The following is a 14,641-nucleotide window of genomic DNA, read 5'->3' on the forward strand; positions in this document are numbered from 1 at the left end:
CCGCGCCCCGATTTTCGTCTCCGGGCCGGTAGCCTTCCGCGGGTGGATCCCCACCCGCCGCCGGTCGTCGGTGGCGACCGACATGACGGTGAGGCACGCGTGACTGTGGTGGACACGGCCGGGACGACGGTTGCGGGCGGCGGCGACGGGCCGCCGCCGAGAGGGCCGGTCGGTTCGGGTGGGCATGGTCGACCGGATCGGGCCGGGCGGCCGCTGCCGCTGCTGGTGGGGTTGGCCGCCGCGGCACTGGCCGGGCTGGCGCTGCTGTCGGCGTTTCCGCCGTTCGGGTTCTGGTGGTTGGCGCCGGTCGGTGTGGCGCTGCTCACCGCGGCCGTGCACCGTCGTCGGATCCGGGCCGGGTTCGGGTTGGGGGCGGTCGCCGGGCTGGTCCTGTTCGTGCCGATGCTGAGCTGGACGAACCTTTACACCGGCAATCTGCCGTGGCTGCTGTTGTCCGGGTTGCAGGCGTGCTACCTGGGGCTGCTCGGGGCCGGGATCGCGGCGACGAGTGTGTTGACCGACCGGGTCCGGTGGGTGTGGCCGGTGGTCACCGGTGTGTTGTGGGTGGCTCAGGAGGCGTTGCGGGACCGGACCCCGTTCGGTGGGTTCCCGTGGGGGCGGCTCGCGTTCAGTCAGGGGGATTCGCCGCTGCTGCGGCTGGCCGCGCTGGGCGGGGCACCGCTGGTCACCTTCGGCGTCGCCGTGGCTGGTGGGCTGTTGGTCGCGGCGCTGTGGCGGCCGTGGCGGGGGCTGGGTGTCGCCGGCCGGGTGCGGGCCGTCGGTCTGGTCGCCGGGGCGCTGGTGGTCGCCGTGGCTGGTCTGCTGCTGCCGGTGGGTGTCGGGTCCGGGGCGGATACCGCGACGGTCGCGATCATCCAGGGCAACGTGCCGCGGATGGGGTTGGACTTCAACGCGCAGCGGCGGGCGGTGTTGGACAACCACGTCAACGCGACCATCGCGCTGGCCGGTCGGGTGGCGGCCGGCGAGGAGCGGCGGCCGGACCTGGTGGTCTGGCCGGAGAACTCCAGCGACATCGACCCGACCCGTAACCCGGACGCGGCGGCCCGGATCTCGGCGGCCGCCGACGCGGTCGCGGCGCCGATCCTGGTCGGCGCGGTGCTGCTCGGTCCGGGCGAGGGGCAGGTGCGTAACGCGGGGCTGGTGTGGTTGCCGGGTACCGGCCTGGACCCGTCCCAGATGTACGTCAAGCGGCATCCGGTGCCGTTCGCCGAGTACATCCCGTTGCGGTCGATCGCCCGGATGGTCAGCAAGGAGGTCGACCGGGTCCGTAACGACTTCGTGGCCGGTGAGCGGCCGGGGGTGCTGCGGGTCGGCGGGGTGCCGTTGGGGGACGTGATCTGTTTCGAGGTCGCCTACGACGGGCTGGTCCGGGACACCGTGACCGGTGGGGCGCGGGTGCTGGTGGTGCAGACGAACAACGCGACGTTCAACGCGGCCGAGGCGGAGCAGCAGCTGGCGATGGTACGGCTGCGGGCGGTGGAGCACGGCCGGGAGGCGTTGATGGCCTCCACGGTCGGTGTTTCGGGGTTCGTCGGGGCCGACGGGCGGGTAACCGGCGCGACCGGGTTCAACACGAGTGCGGTGGTGACCCGGCAGATGCGCCTCGGGGATGCCCGTACGGTCGCGACCCGGGTCGGTGTCTGGCCCGAGTTGGCGCTGTTGGCGGTGGCGGTGGCGGCCCTGGCCGCGGCGGTGGTGGTCCGTCGTCGTCCGGTTCCCGTGGCGGGTACGGCGACGGCCGGCGACCCGGCGGATGCGGAGGAGCGGTGAATGAGGCGGACGGGGCGGGTGTTGCGGGGGTGGGTCGGGTCCTGGTGGTGGTTCCGACCTACAACGAGGCCGACAACGTCACGGTGATCGTCGACCGGATCCGGCGGTCGGTGCCGGCGGTCGAGGTCCTGGTCGTCGACGACGACAGCCCGGACGGCACCGGTGCGCTCGCGGACCGGATGGCGCGGGCGGACGGCCGGGTCCACGTCCTGCACCGGGCCGGTAAGCAGGGTCTCGGGGCGGCGTACGTGGCCGGGTTCGGATGGGCCGCGGACCGCGGCTACGACGCGGTCGTCGAGATGGACGCGGACGGTTCGCACGCCCCGGAGGAGCTGCCCCGGCTGCTGGAGGCGGCCCGGGACGCCGATGTGGTGATCGGTTCGCGGTGGACGGCTGGTGGGCGGGTGGTGAACTGGCCGCGTCGTCGGCAGTTGCTGTCCCGGGGCGGGAACCTCTACACCCGGGTCGCGTTGGGGATGCCGTTGTCGGACGCGACGGGCGGGTTCCGGGTGTACCGGGTGCCGGCGTTGCGTCGGCTCGACCTGGAGTCGGTCGCCTCGCAGGGCTACTCGTTCCAGGTGGAGCTCTCCTGGCGGGCGCACCGGGCGGGGCTGCGTACGGTCGAGGTGCCGATCACGTTCGCCGAGCGGGAGCGGGGGGCGAGCAAGATGAGCCCGGTGATCATCGGTGAGGCGTTGTGGCGGGTGACGCTCTGGTCGGTGTTCGACCGGCGGCCGGCGTCGGGTCGGGGCGGCGGACGCGACCAGCGGTCACGGTGGCCGTGACGGGCTGGCGTGTCATGCTGGATGGACGGGACACTTGTGGTTCCGACATCCGGATGGGGTGACATGCGCCGAGGGCTCAGGTTCGTGCCGCTGGCACTGCTGCTGACCGTGGTCGTGGAGATCACGGTGTTCGTGCTGGTCGGTCATGGGATCGGTTTCGGCTGGGCGATTCTGCTGCTGCTGGCCGTGTCGGCGGCGGGGCTGGTGCTGCTGCGCCGTGAGGGGATGCGGGCCTGGCGGGGTTTCCGGGCCGCGGCGCAGGGCGGTCAGCCGCCGGGGGAGCAGGTCACGAACGGTCTGGTCGGCCTGCTGGCCGGGATCCTGCTCGCTGTGCCGGGTCTGGTGACGGGCGCCGCGGGGCTGCTTCTGGTGCTTCCGCCGGTACGGCGGCTGGCTCGTCGGGGGGTGCAGCGGGCGGCGGAGCGTCGGGTGTCCGCGGCGGTCGCCGGGGACCTGTTCGGGCCGCGGCGGGTGCGGGTACGGCGGGCCGGGACCCGTACGGAGCACACCGAGCCGCCGGTCCCCCCGCCGCCGTCGTCGGTCGGCCGGGGGCCGGCAATCGAGGGTGAGATCGTGGAGCCGCGCGGGCACTGAACGGTGTCGGTTCCGGCTGTCCGGACGCCGTCGACAAAGAACACCGCCCCCACGGCGGCTGCCGGTGGGGGCGGTGCGGGATGCGGCGTGTCGCTGGTCAGGCCCGGCCGCGCCGGGTACGGACCTCTTCGAGCCGTTCGGCGAGAATGTTCTCCAGTTCGGCGATCGACCGGCGCTCGAGCAGCATGTCCCAGTGGGTGCGTGGCGGCTTGGCCTTCTTCTGCTCGGGCTCGCTGCCGTCGACGAGCCGGGCGACGCTGCCGTCGAACTTGCATTCCCAGGTCATCGGGACCTCGGCGTCGACGGCGAACGGCACCTCGAACTGGTGGCCCTTGGCGCAGAGGTACTCTCGGGTCTGTCGCGGGGCAAGCTCGGTGTTGCGGTCGGACTCGTAGCTCACTGCTCCCAGACGGCTCCCGCGCAGCATGCGCTCGCCCATGATCGGCTTTCCCCTCGGTCGTGATGCTGGTTCTTATCGTTGTAACGACATGTGCCGGGTGGGCGATTCCCGCCCGGTGTCAGAAACCTACGTGTCGTCGAACGTTCGAAGCGTAGCCGGATCAACGGCTGAGTGACCGGGGTCACCCTGGCTGGGGGCGAATTGTGCCTGTCCCGGCCGGTTCGTGGCTTGCCGGCGCACCGGGCCGTGGGTCAGCCGGTCGGGGCGGGTCCCGGAGCCGCCGGCTGGGCACCGGCGGCGGCCCGGGCGCTGAGGCTGGCCAGCGCCGCCGCCAGGTCGCTGACCTGGGTGGTGAGCTGCGCGGCGCTGCCGCGGGCCGCGTCCCGTTCGGCTTCGGCGGCGGCGAGGCGCACCGTCAGGTCCGCCAGCCGGGCCTCGGCGGCGGCCGCGGCGTCCCGGGCGTCGCGTAGGTCGGCGACGACCCGGTCCCGGTCCGTCTGGGCGGCCCGGGCGTCCGCGCGGGCCTGGGTGGCCGCGGTCTCCGCCTGCCGCGCCTCGGCGCGGGCCCGGTCGGCGTCCCGGGTGGCGGTCTCGGCGGCGGTACGGGCCTCGGCGGCCTCGGCCCGGTACCGGTCGGCGGCGGCGAGCGCGTCGGTGGCCGTGCCGCGGGCGGTGTCGGCGGCGGCGCGGGCCTCGGCGGCAGTCCGTTCGGCGTGCTCGGCGGCGGCCCGGTCGGTGTCCCGCTCCCGGGTCAGGTCGGCCAGCCGCCGCCGGTCGGCGTCGGCTTCGGCGCGCAGCGCCGCGACTTCCCGGCGGGCCGCGTCGCGGTCCCGCTCCGCCTGGGTACGCAGCGCGAGCGCCGCGCTCTCCGCCTGCGCGGCGGCGTCCCGGGCGGCGAACGCGGCGGCCGCCTCGGCACGGGCCCGGTCGGCGAGTTCGGCGGCCCGCTGCGACTCTTCCCGCGCGGCGGCCCGGTCGGCGGCCGCGGCGATCGCCGCCTGCTGGGCCTGGTGCAGGGTCTGCGCCGCGGTCTCGGCCTCGCGGCGCGCCTCGTCCCGTTCGGTGTGCGCGGCGGCGATCTGGGTGGCGGCCTCGGCCCGAACCTCGGCGAGTTGCCGTTCCACTCCGGCCGGGGACAGTTCGGCGTGTAGCGCCTCGCTGAGGGTTCCGGTCATCTGGTCGAGCCGGTCGACGAGTTCCCAGGCGCGGGCGACCTGGCCGGCGAGGCCGGGGGCGTCGCGTTGCCGCATCCGCTGGTTACGGGAGGCGCGCTGGCAGGCGCCGTCGTTGTCCCGGCAGTAGCGGAACGGTCGGCCGGCGGCGGCCCGCTGCGGCACCGGTCGTCCACAGTGGGCGCACGGTCGGGTCTCGACGGTCTGGTCCGGGGCGGGGGTCTGCGGGTCCATCGCCGGGGAAGTCTAGTGGCCGGCGCTTGGTCGACGGCCGGGACGCGGACCTGCGGCGCCGCCGGCCGGGACCGCGGTCGGCGGTGTCATGATCACTGCGGGCCGGGTCTGTCGTGCCCGGTGCCGGCGGGCTCGCTGTGGGAGAGCGCGGCGAGCAGCCGCAGTTTCTCGTCGCTGTCGCTGTCCCTGTCCGGGTAGTAGACGACGAGGATGACATCTTCGATGGGAAGTTTGTCCCGGTGGAGGCGTAGTTCACCGACGACGGGATGGTAGACGGTGGTTGTGCCTCCGCTGAGCGTGCGGACGTCGTGGCGGGCCCACAGGGCACGGAACCGCTGACTGGACAGTGCGAGTTCTCCGACGAGCTCGACGAACCGGGGGTTCTCGGTGTCGTCCCCGATGGTGGTGCGAAGGGTGGCGATGAAGTCGACGGCGGCTGTTGCCCAGTCCTGGTGAAAGGCCTGCTCCTCGGGATCGAGGAAGAGCGAACGGAGCCGGTTCTGGCCGGGGCGCAGGCGGGGGGACAACGCGACAGCCATGGGGTTGGCGGCCAGGACGTCAAACGCGCGCCCCTCGACGAAGGCGGGGATCTGAAGGTGGGCGAGCAACTCGTGCACTCGTGCCGGTACGTGCTCGGGCCGCGTGCGGCGCGGCGTCCTGGGGCGCGCCGCCACGAGGCTGAGCAGGTACGTCCGCTCGATGTCGTCGAGTTGCAGGACGCGCGCGAGTGCTTCGAGGACCTGCGGTGACGGGTTCTTGTCACGGCCCCGTTCCAGGCGCAGGTAGTAGTCGGGACTGATTCCCGCGAGGAGGGCGACTTCCTCACGGCGCAGGCCGGGCACCCGGCGGTTACCACCGGACGGGAGTCCGGCCTGCGCCGGCGAGACCAGCTCACGCCGGGCACGAAGGTAGCTGCCGAGCCGGTTGCCGGATTCCCCGTCCTTCATATCGACACCGTAGTACCGTGCGCCCGCGTCAGCGGGGGCCCTGGCAGGACCAGGGAAAACGGGGTCCTGCCACGTCCGGCGAAGACCGTCGAGACTTGGTCGCACCCCTCCTTCCGGGAAGGGACAGAAGGATCATCGTCTGCGTCGCGGATCTGAACGTCGTCGGCGCACTGGATCGAAGGGAAGATCTGGTGGATCTCTCCAACCGCACCGTTCTCATCGTCGGCGGGACCTCGGGTATCGGACGAGAGCTGGCCCGGCGGTTCGCCGTGGCGGGCAGCACCGTGGCCGTGGGCGGCCGCAGCCCGGAGGCACTCTCGGCACTCGCCGGGGAAGGATTCGGTACGTTCAGCATCGACGTCACCGACAGCGCCTCTGTCGCGTCTGGCCGTGACGCCGTGCTCGCCCGTTACCCCGGGCTCGACACGGTGGTGACCATGTCGGGCGTCATGCTCCTCGAGGACCTGCGTGACCCCGCGCACTTCGAGGCGGCAGCGAGGACGATCGACACCAACCTGGTCGGCACCATCCGCGTCATCGACGCCTTCACCCCGCACCTGGTTCGGCGCGGCGCCGGCACCTTCATCACCGTCACCTCCGGCATCGCCTTCCTGCCGTTTCCGCCCATGCCCAGCTACGCCGCCTCGAAGGCCGCGGTGCACGCCTACTCCGAGGCACTGCGCGCGCAGCTCGACGGTACCGGTGTCGATGTCGTCGAGCTCGTCCCCCCGGCCGTCGCCACGGCAGGCCAGGAGAGGGTGAACCCGCGCGCACTGCCGCTCGACGACTTCGCGACCGAGGCGATGCGACTACTCTCGGAAAATCCCACCCCACGCGAAATTCTCGTGAAGGGGGTCCGCACGCATCGCTGGGCCGAACGCGACGGCACCTACGCCGACCTTGTCGCGCAGCGCTCCCAGGCGTTGGCCATGCTTCCCGGCCGCAAGGACTGACACCTCTCTCCCCGTCTCCTCGGTGGGGTCGGCGATGGTGGCGGGGCGTTCTTCGGCAACGGCTGGCGTGTGCGGATCGGATCCGGCCGGGCTGTCCGGCTCACGCCAGCCGGCACGGTGAACCCGTCGGCGGGGCCGCCCCTGGACTCACGGCCGCAGCAGTTGCCGCACCCGAGCGGCCTCCCGGGTGAGGTGGTCGCGCTCCAGGACGCTGGTGGCGGCACGGGCGGCTTCGGCGTACCCCTCGGCGGCGCGTTCGAGGTCACCGGCGCGTTCCTGCAGGTACGCCGTCACCGCGGCGTACCGGGGCAGGTCGGGGCCCACGTCGGCCAACGCCGCCAGGCCGACCTGTGGTCCGTCTGCCTCGCCGACGGCCACCGCCCGGTTGAGCCGTACCACCGGGCTGTCGGTGAGGCGCAGCAGTTCGTCGTACCACTCCACGATCTGCACCCAGTCGGTTTCGGCGGCGTCGTGGGCGTCCGCGTGCAGGGCGGCGATCGCGGCCTGCGCCTGGTATTCGCCCAGTCGGTCGCGGGCCAGCGCGGCCTGCAGGACCTCGACACCCTCGGCGATCAGCCGGGTGTCCCACCGACCGCGGTCCTGGTCGGCCAGCGGCACCAGACGGCCGCCCGGGCCGATGCGGGACGCCCGCCGCGCATGGTGCAGCAGCATCAGCGCCAGCAGCCCCGCGACCTCGGGTTCGTCGGTCAGGGCGACGAGTTGGCGGGTCAGGCGGATCGCCTCGGCCGCCAGGTCGACATTCCCGCCGTACCCCTCGTTGAAGACGAGGTACAGCACGCGCAGCACCGTGCCGAGATCACCCGGCTGGTCGAGCGGCAGCCCCGTGATCCGCCGTTTGGCCCGGCTGATCCGCTGCGCCATCGTCGCCTCGGGCACCAGGTAGGCCTCGGCGATCTGGCGGGTGGTCAGCCCACCGACCGCACGCAGTGTCAACGCGACGGCTGCCGCCTGCGGCAACGTCGGGTGCGCGCACAGGAAGAACAGTCGCAGCGTGTCGTCCACCGCCGGCGCCGGACCGGCGGGCGGTTCGACCGCCACCGTGAGCTCCCGCCCGCGCCGCGACGCCTCGGCTCGGACGGCGTCGAGGAACTTCCGCCACGACACCGCGACCAGCCACGCCCTCGGGTCGCGCGGTGGATCGTCCCGCCAGGTCTCCAGCGCCCGGATCAGGGCTTCCTGTACGGCGTCCTCGGCCGACGCGAAGTCCGCTCCGCGCCGGCCGAGGATACCGATCACCGCGGGTACGAGCTCCCGCAGCAACTGCTCGTTCACTCGGTGATCGTGGCCGACTCGGTGAGGAACGGCCGCACCTCGAGCCACTCGTGGATCGGCTCGCCGCCCGCGCCGGGGGCGGCGGACAGCTCCCCGGCCAGCTCGACCGCGCGGTCCCAGGACTCCACGTCGATGATCATCCAACCGGCGATGAGGTCCTTGGTCTCGGCGAACGGGCCGTCGGTCACCGGCGGGCGCCCCTCGCCGTCGTACCGTACGAACGCGCCCTCGGGTGCCAGTGCCTGGCCGTCGACGTATTCGCCCGTCTCCTCCAGGCGGGCCGCGAAGTCGCGCATGTACTGCATGTGGGCGTCGACCTCCTCCGGCGTCCACCGGTCCATCGGCGTGTCGTTGACCGGTGCCGGCGCTCCGCGGTAGTGCTTCAGCAGCAGGTACTTCATGGTGTTTCTCCTTGGTTCGGTCCGTCCTGTGCCCCGGGGACGGAGCCGCGGCCACGTTCTCGACAGTCTCGCCTGTGACGGCCATCACATCATCGCGGATCCTGTAGGTGGCGTTTCAGGCCGTCGGGCGCTTGGCGCGGGCGGTGAGGCGTTCCCAGTTGCGGTGGCCGATGTCAGCCTTCTGTTCGTCGGTGAACGGTGAGTTCTCCAGGAAGGAGCGAGCTTCACCGTTGCTGGTGTCGACGTAGGGGAAGCCGCCGGGGCGGAAGCCGTAGGTGAAGGGGTAGTCGGTGGAGTACAGCATCCGGTCGGTGCCCATCACTTCGGCGGTCCAGCGCAGGTAGCGGGGGCTGTTGGTGCCGCTGCCGGCGACCCAGAAGTGGTTCTTGAAGTAGTCCGCCAGGGGCTGGCGCAGGCGACCCGCCTCGCCGAAGAAGCCGGTGTGGTCGAGGTAGAACATCACGACCTCGCCCCAGTGCCCGGCGATCACCTGCAGGTCGGGGAACCGGTCGAAGACCCCCGAGAAGATCATGCGCAGGTACTGGATGCCGAGGTCGTAGTACCAGCCGAGTCCGGCTCCGGCCAGTACGGGGCCCATGGGCTCGGGGAGGTCGGAGTAGTAGGCGTCGATGACGGGCTGAACCGGTGTCTGCGGGTGGAAGTGCAGCGGCACGGCCAACCGCTCGGCCATCGCGTACAGCTCGTCGTTGTCCGGGTGATCGGCCAGCTTGTCCCCGGTGCGGCCGTACAGCATGGCTCCGGGAAAGCCCAGCTCGCATACGGCGCGCTCCAGCTCGGCCGCGGCCGCCGCCGGCGACTGGGTGGGAATCGCGGCGAACGCCTGGAAGCGGTCGGGCCGGGAGGCGACGATCGCGGCAAGCTGGTCATTGGCCTCGCGCGCCACCGCCACGGCGTCGGTCTCCGGCAGGTCCTGCACGCCCGGAGACGACAGGGACAGCACGGCAACGTCGATTCCCTGATCGTCCATGTGCGCCAGCCGCTGCTCACCGACGTCGTGCAGGTTCTTCGCGATCGGGCTGTCCCCGAAGCCCCGCGAGAAAATCTGCGGCGATCCGGCCCGCTGGTACGCCTCGTAGACGGCGGGCACGACAACGGTCTCTTCCACCCCGATGATCCGCAAACGGTCGGACACGACAGTTCTCCTCGCTGTTTCCGTTGAAACCGTAGCCACGATACCGATGATAGCAGCGATGGAAACATGAAGCTGATAACAGTGATACCACCTCAGTTCCGAGGTCGTATCGTTGCTTCTATGGCTGTTGAACCGACCCGCACCCCACGCGCCGCGGAGCCCGGCGCCGCCGCGCGAGAGCAGACGCGCCGCCGGATCATCGACGCCGCGACGGGCCTGCTGGAGCGCGGGGGACGCGACGCGGTCACCACCCGGGCGGTCGCAGACGCCGCCGGACTGCAGCCGCCGGCCCTCTACCGGCTGTTCGGCGACAAGAAGGGGCTGCTGGACGCGGTGGCCGAGCACGGATTCACCCGGTTCCTGGCAGTCAAGCAGCAGATCGAGCCCACACCGCAGGACCCGGTCAAGGAACTGCGCGACGGCTGGGACACCGTCGTCGAGTTCGGACTGACCAACCCCGCGTTGTACGCACTGATGTACGGCGAACCCGCCCGGTCTACGACCGTGTTCCGGACCGGCCTCGAACTCCTCATGGACCGGATCCGTCGCATCGCCGGCGCGGGGCTCCTGCGCGTGGAAGAGGGACTCGCCGCCCAGATCGTCCACGCCACCGCCAGCGGCGCCGTCCTGACCTGGCAGTCCGTCCCCGAGCCCGAGCGAGACCCCGCGCTCCTTGTCGCCCTGCGCGAATCGATGATCACCACCATCACCACCCAGGAACCGGCGGTGGAGGAACCGGGGCCGCGCGGCGCTGCCCGTGCCCTGCGCGCGGCACTGTCCGGCCAGAAGGCCCTCAGTCAGGCCGAACAGCAACTTCTGACGGAATGGCTCCAGCGACTGTCCGCATAACCGCACCCCATGACCGACCTCAGGTCGAGGATCGTCGGCTTGGCGGCAACCGCTGTGCGCGTCCGGGGCACGCAGCGGGCGTAGGGCGGGTAGCCGGGCGGTCCGCCCGGCTACCCGCCCCGTCAGTCGCCGGCGAGCACGGTGAAGGTGAATCCGGTGCTCGTTCGACGATGCAGCGGAATGTCGCACTTGGTCCGGCGCAGTACCTCGCTGCGGCTGACGCCGAGCCCCTGTGCGATGAGCCGTTCCGGGCGCACCGGTACCGGATCCTCGAAGACCACCTGCACCTGGACCGGCCACGCCTGATCGGGCCACGCCGACGGGGTGTCCAGCCGCCAGGCCCCCGTCCAGTCCAGGGTGAAATGGTTGCGCCGGGCGAGCAGCGGATCCAACAGCCTGGCCGCCACCAGATCCGGATCGTTGACGCCGTAGCCGTGCAGCTCGGCCGGATCGAAGGATGTCACCGGCGTGCGCTCGTGCACGGTGAGCTTGCTCGTCCGGTCGCAGCTTACGCAGCGGACCAGCAGCCACACGTCCAGCAGTTTGCCGTTGGCGTTGACGCGGAACCTGCCCGCGCCGGTGGTCGCCGACTCGGACCGGCAGTCGACACACCGCATCGACAGCAGGGGCAGCCGGGTCCGACGAACGACCCAGGGCAGCACGATATGAGGTTGTGAAGACATGATTTCTTCGGACCTGATCTCTTGAGACCTGACACGAGGTCGATTGCGCGCGACCTCAAACGCGGTATGACCGGGCGCGTGAGGGCAGCCCGGCAGAACCGACGGGAGCGTCGGCTACCGGTGAGTGGCAGTCAGGTCTAGAGAGCGGGCGGGGTCACGCGGTTATGTCCTCTGTCCTCAGCGTGGTGGGCCGCAGGCAACCTACGGGAAGCCGGAGCGTTGGCTCAAACGGTTTCTGGTCGGAGCGTCGCCGGTGCCGGGCGCGGCCACGACCAGGGCGACGGCGTAGCGGAGGCCTCCGGAGGCACAGAACGACCCTGCCCGCGAGGGAGGCCGCGGCGGCACTGTCGTACAAGGCACGGCGACGCTCGTTCGGAAGCCGGTCCCAGGTGCCAGGACCAATTATCGGATTGTAAATACCGGTAATCCAATAATTAGCCCACATGCCCCTGGGCCACCGGAAACCGAGCCTCAGACCGGCTACACCATAATGACCATTATGGTGTAGCACCGACAGCAGACGTGACGCCGGAGCCTCGGTGCGGGCCTGTCCTGGCTCAGTGCATCTGGTGCGGCTCAGGGAAAGTCATGCCGGCGGTGTGCTGGCCGTCGCGGCGTGAGGCGCTGGGTCGACGATCAGGGGGCGAGACTGGCAGGGACGGAATTGGCGGTCAGGGGGAACACCGCCTATGAAACGCACGTGCGAGCCTTCGAAGGGCTGGGGAACCGGTCAAGCCTCAGGCGTCGCTCGTTGACGGGGCTTCGGTGAAGGCTCCGGCGGCTGCGGCGAGGGCGGCGGTTCTGGCCGCATGGTCGGGCAGGCCCGGGTCGGGTGGCATGCGGAGGAGCACGAGTTGGTGGTACAGCGGCGCGGTGGCGGCGATGAGCAGTCGCCGAGCGTCGGTGTACGGCGGGAGTTCGCCGCGCCGAACGGCCCGGCTGACGACGATCTCGCAGCGGGCGTACCGGTCCTCCCAGAGCCGTCGTTGGGCGTGGGCGGCTTTCTCGGAGCGGAACGAGGCGGCGATCAGGGCTGCCACGATCGGCGGTTGTGCGGTGAGGGCTGCCTGTATCTCTTGGTTCAGTGCTGCCAGGTCGCCTTCCAGCGAGCCGGTGTCCGGTGGCTGCCAGTCGTCGTCGCTCGCCGCGTCGAGAACGTCGGCGAGCAGGCCGCCGGTGTCCCCCCAGCGCCGGTACACCGTTGCGCGGTGCACGCCGGCGCGGGCTGCGACGGCGTCCATGGTGAGCCCGTCATAACCGTGCTCGCTGAACTCCGCGCGGACCGCGTCGAGTACCTGCGTACGAATGCGGGCGGTGCGGCCCCCGGGTCGGCGGCGGGTCGGCGGCGGCCGGATGCCTTCCGGTCCTGGGGCTGCGGGAGTCATCGCTGGTAGTCCGTTTGCTCGAGGGGACGGCGTTATGGGAGCATCTTAATGTAGCAGTTGTCGCACTAGTGGGGTGATCGATGCTCTTCCGAAGCGTTCGCCCGGCCACGCGGCCCTTGACGGCCGCCTCGTCCTCGAGTGCTTTGGGAGTCCCCGCATGCCTACACAGCTCACCGCCCTCGCCGTCATCAGGTCCTTCAACGGCAGGCTCGTCCTTGACTCGGTGGCCTGCCCGCTCGCTGCGGGCGAGCGCGCCGGGGACCATCGGTGAGAACGGATCCGGCGGGGCCACCTTGCTGCGCCTGACGGCCGGGCGTGGAGGGCCGGCCTGACGTCCCTCGGCGCCCAAAATGCAGAAAGGAAGCAACTGGTGATGCCGCCTGTTCCCGCCGACCCGACCGTGGTGCATCCGATGCCCGGGCAGCCTCGTGTGGTGCTGTTGAAGCCGCTGGTCACCTCCCCGCTGATCGAGGTCGGTGAGTTCTCCTACTACGACGATCCGGATGATCCGACCGCGTTCGAGACCCGCAACGTGCTGTATCACTACGGGCCGGAGAAGTTGGTCATCGGGAAGTTCTGCGCGCTCGGCGAGGGTGTGCGGTTCATCATGAACGGCGCCAACCACCGCATGGACGGTCCTTCAACTTTTCCCTTCCCGATCATGGGTGGTTCCTGGGCGGAGCACTTCGATCTCATCACCGGCCTGCCCGGACGGGGTGACACCGTGGTGGGCCACGACGTCTGGTTCGGCTACCGGGCCATGGTGATGCCCGGCGTCCGTATCGGCAACGGAGCGGCCATCGCTTCCGGTTCCGTCGTCGTTGACGATGTGCCCGACTACGGCATCGTCGGCGGCAACCCCGCCCGTCTCATCCGCCGCCGCTACAGCGATGCCGACATCAACCGCCTTCTCGCGCTGGCCTGGTGGGACTGGCCGCTCCAGCACATCACCGAACACATCCGCACGATCATGTCCGGCAGCATCGACGACCTGGAGAACGCGGCGGCCGGCCACCCGGTGGAGGCATGTCAAGACGCGGCGAAACGCAGAGCGACGGGCCGTTGAACGGTGCCGGCGCAGGACGACCGGATCTGCGGGAGCCGGCCTCCAACCGGTGAACACCTTCGCGTCCTGCCGACTTCCGTTCCAGTCACTCCGCGCCCCTCTTCGGAGACGCTACGCGCGGTGAGGCCCAGCGGCTTCACCGTTTCTGCTGGAACTGCTCCGCGTCGAGGTCGCAGATCGGGCGGAGCGGCGCAAGCTCCGGCTGGTACGCGACGCCGCGTTCTACCGACCAAAGCGGCTGGAGGACTTCGACTACGACAAGAACCTCCACGTCGACCCCGTCTACGTCAACAACCTCGCCAACCCCGCCTGGGTACGCGCCGGCGCGCCTTTGGTGCTGATCGGGAACTCCGGCACTGGCAAGTCCCACCTTCTGATCGGGATCGGCACCGACTCCTACCGGCTACCAGCCACCCTCGAACGCCGGCAGCACTGACCCTGTTGGCCGAGGTTCCACCGATCATTGCTGTGCCATTCGCCCAAGTAGTCGCTGAGTTCGGCGCCTACCTCGACCGCGAGAACGCCGACCCGGTAACGGACCTCGTCGGCTACCGACAACACGCCATTTGGCTCGACCCCAGCGAACTGGAAGAGATGATCGGCGAACTGCGTCGCGTGATCGCACCCCGGCTGACCCACCAGCCAACACCGGACCGCGCACAATACCTACTCAGCCCGATCTTCTTCCCGATCGAACAACCACCCGCCGACTCCTCCGAGGCCGAGCGATCGTGAGGCAGGAGCCGGGCTGGCGGGTCCCCCGACAGGCGTTGACAGATCGAACGACCAGCCGACTTCACGAGACACCGGGCCAGGGCCCGGTGGTGCCGGAAGAAGCTGACGCACGATATCCATCGATGCATCGAAACAACAGGTGGTGCCCGAACTTCTTGCCCGAGTGGTGCCCGATCAACGTGTCGGAACCAACATGTGAG

Annotated in this window: 16 protein-coding genes; 8 read left to right on the forward strand and 8 right to left on the reverse strand. The window is 70.8% G+C overall.

Features of this window, described 5'->3' with window-relative positions:
• The first annotated feature begins 108 nt into the window (after nucleotides 1–108).
• From lnt to V1633_RS15835, 3 genes are all read left to right on the forward strand, one after another.
• Nucleotides 109–1,791: an apolipoprotein N-acyltransferase gene (lnt, locus tag V1633_RS15825; RefSeq protein WP_407952033.1), complete on the forward strand. Its 1,683-nt coding sequence runs from the start codon at nucleotides 109–111 to the stop codon at nucleotides 1,789–1,791.
• Nucleotides 1,788–2,576 (forward strand): polyprenol monophosphomannose synthase, encoded by a 789-nt coding sequence (locus V1633_RS15830; RefSeq protein ID WP_331215070.1) that lies wholly within the window; start codon nucleotides 1,788–1,790, stop codon nucleotides 2,574–2,576. The genes lnt and V1633_RS15830 overlap by 4 nt, the downstream gene beginning before the upstream one ends.
• Nucleotides 2,577–2,639: 63 nt before the next feature.
• Nucleotides 2,640–3,170 (forward strand): FxsA family protein, encoded by a 531-nt coding sequence (locus V1633_RS15835; RefSeq protein ID WP_331215071.1) that lies wholly within the window; start codon nucleotides 2,640–2,642, stop codon nucleotides 3,168–3,170.
• A 97-nt stretch (nucleotides 3,171–3,267) separates the two neighbouring features.
• On the opposite strand, the gene V1633_RS15840 is transcribed toward V1633_RS15835, so the two are convergent.
• From V1633_RS15840 to V1633_RS15850, 3 genes are all read right to left on the reverse strand, one after another.
• Nucleotides 3,268–3,609, reverse strand: coding sequence for an RNA polymerase-binding protein RbpA (locus V1633_RS15840; protein WP_331215072.1), 342 nt, complete (start codon nucleotides 3,607–3,609; stop codon nucleotides 3,268–3,270).
• Between the two features lie 212 nt (nucleotides 3,610–3,821).
• Nucleotides 3,822–4,976, reverse strand: coding sequence for a hypothetical protein (locus tag V1633_RS15845; protein WP_331215073.1), 1,155 nt, complete (start codon nucleotides 4,974–4,976; stop codon nucleotides 3,822–3,824).
• A gap of 92 nt (nucleotides 4,977–5,068) precedes the next feature.
• Nucleotides 5,069–5,923 (reverse strand): helix-turn-helix transcriptional regulator, encoded by an 855-nt coding sequence (locus V1633_RS15850; protein ID WP_331215074.1) that lies wholly within the window; start codon nucleotides 5,921–5,923, stop codon nucleotides 5,069–5,071.
• A 95-nt stretch (nucleotides 5,924–6,018) separates the two neighbouring features.
• Between V1633_RS15850 and V1633_RS15855 the strand changes: the two genes are divergently transcribed.
• Nucleotides 6,019–6,876, forward strand: a complete 858-nt coding sequence (locus tag V1633_RS15855; protein WP_331215075.1) for an SDR family oxidoreductase — start codon at nucleotides 6,019–6,021, stop codon at nucleotides 6,874–6,876.
• Nucleotides 6,877–7,023: 147 nt separating this feature from the next.
• Here V1633_RS15855 and V1633_RS15860 read toward each other — a convergent pair whose 3' ends face one another.
• The 3 genes from V1633_RS15860 to V1633_RS15870 form a co-directional block, all read right to left on the reverse strand.
• A complete protein-coding gene (locus tag V1633_RS15860; RefSeq protein WP_331215076.1) occupies nucleotides 7,024–8,169 on the reverse strand; it encodes an RNA polymerase sigma factor in 1,146 nt (381 codons plus the stop codon).
• Nucleotides 8,166–8,570 (reverse strand): YciI family protein, encoded by a 405-nt coding sequence (locus V1633_RS15865; protein WP_331215077.1) that lies wholly within the window; start codon nucleotides 8,568–8,570, stop codon nucleotides 8,166–8,168. Before V1633_RS15865 ends, V1633_RS15860 begins: the two co-directional genes overlap by 4 nt.
• A 115-nt stretch (nucleotides 8,571–8,685) precedes the next feature.
• A complete protein-coding gene (locus tag V1633_RS15870) occupies nucleotides 8,686–9,762 on the reverse strand; it encodes an amidohydrolase family protein (RefSeq protein WP_331215078.1) in 1,077 nt (358 codons plus the stop codon).
• A gap of 81 nt (nucleotides 9,763–9,843) precedes the next feature.
• On the opposite strand from V1633_RS15870, the gene V1633_RS15875 reads away from it, so the two are divergent.
• Nucleotides 9,844–10,572 (forward strand): TetR/AcrR family transcriptional regulator, encoded by a 729-nt coding sequence (locus tag V1633_RS15875; protein ID WP_331215079.1) that lies wholly within the window; start codon nucleotides 9,844–9,846, stop codon nucleotides 10,570–10,572.
• Nucleotides 10,573–10,694: 122 nt separating this feature from the next.
• Here the strand turns inward: V1633_RS15875 and V1633_RS15880 are convergent, their stop codons facing one another.
• Both V1633_RS15880 and V1633_RS15885 read right to left on the reverse strand, forming a co-directional pair.
• Entirely contained in the window at nucleotides 10,695–11,234 is a 540-nt protein-coding gene (locus V1633_RS15880) for a DUF1062 domain-containing protein (RefSeq protein WP_331215080.1), read from the reverse strand.
• Between the two features lie 758 nt (nucleotides 11,235–11,992).
• Nucleotides 11,993–12,640 carry a TetR/AcrR family transcriptional regulator gene (locus tag V1633_RS15885; RefSeq protein ID WP_331215081.1) on the reverse strand — a complete coding sequence of 216 codons (648 nt, stop codon included), beginning with the start codon at nucleotides 12,638–12,640 and terminating at the stop codon, nucleotides 11,993–11,995.
• A 373-nt stretch (nucleotides 12,641–13,013) separates the two neighbouring features.
• On the opposite strand from V1633_RS15885, the gene V1633_RS15890 reads away from it, so the two are divergent.
• From V1633_RS15890 to V1633_RS15895, 3 genes are all read left to right on the forward strand, one after another.
• Complete coding sequence (locus tag V1633_RS15890) at nucleotides 13,014–13,706, forward strand: CatB-related O-acetyltransferase (protein ID WP_331215212.1); 693 nt, start codon at nucleotides 13,014–13,016, stop codon at nucleotides 13,704–13,706.
• Nucleotides 13,707–13,854: 148 nt separating this feature from the next.
• Complete coding sequence (locus V1633_RS36980; RefSeq protein ID WP_407952034.1) at nucleotides 13,855–14,142, forward strand: ATP-binding protein; 288 nt, start codon at nucleotides 13,855–13,857, stop codon at nucleotides 14,140–14,142.
• A 5-nt stretch (nucleotides 14,143–14,147) separates the two neighbouring features.
• The gene (locus V1633_RS15895) at nucleotides 14,148–14,441 is read left to right on the forward strand and encodes a hypothetical protein (protein WP_331215082.1); all 294 of its coding nucleotides are present in this window, start codon (nucleotides 14,148–14,150) and stop codon (nucleotides 14,439–14,441) included.
• Nucleotides 14,442–14,641 lie beyond the last annotated feature (200 nt).

Source organism: Plantactinospora sonchi, assembly GCF_036422035.1.
Lineage (GTDB): Bacteria > Actinomycetota > Actinomycetes > Mycobacteriales > Micromonosporaceae > Plantactinospora > Plantactinospora sonchi.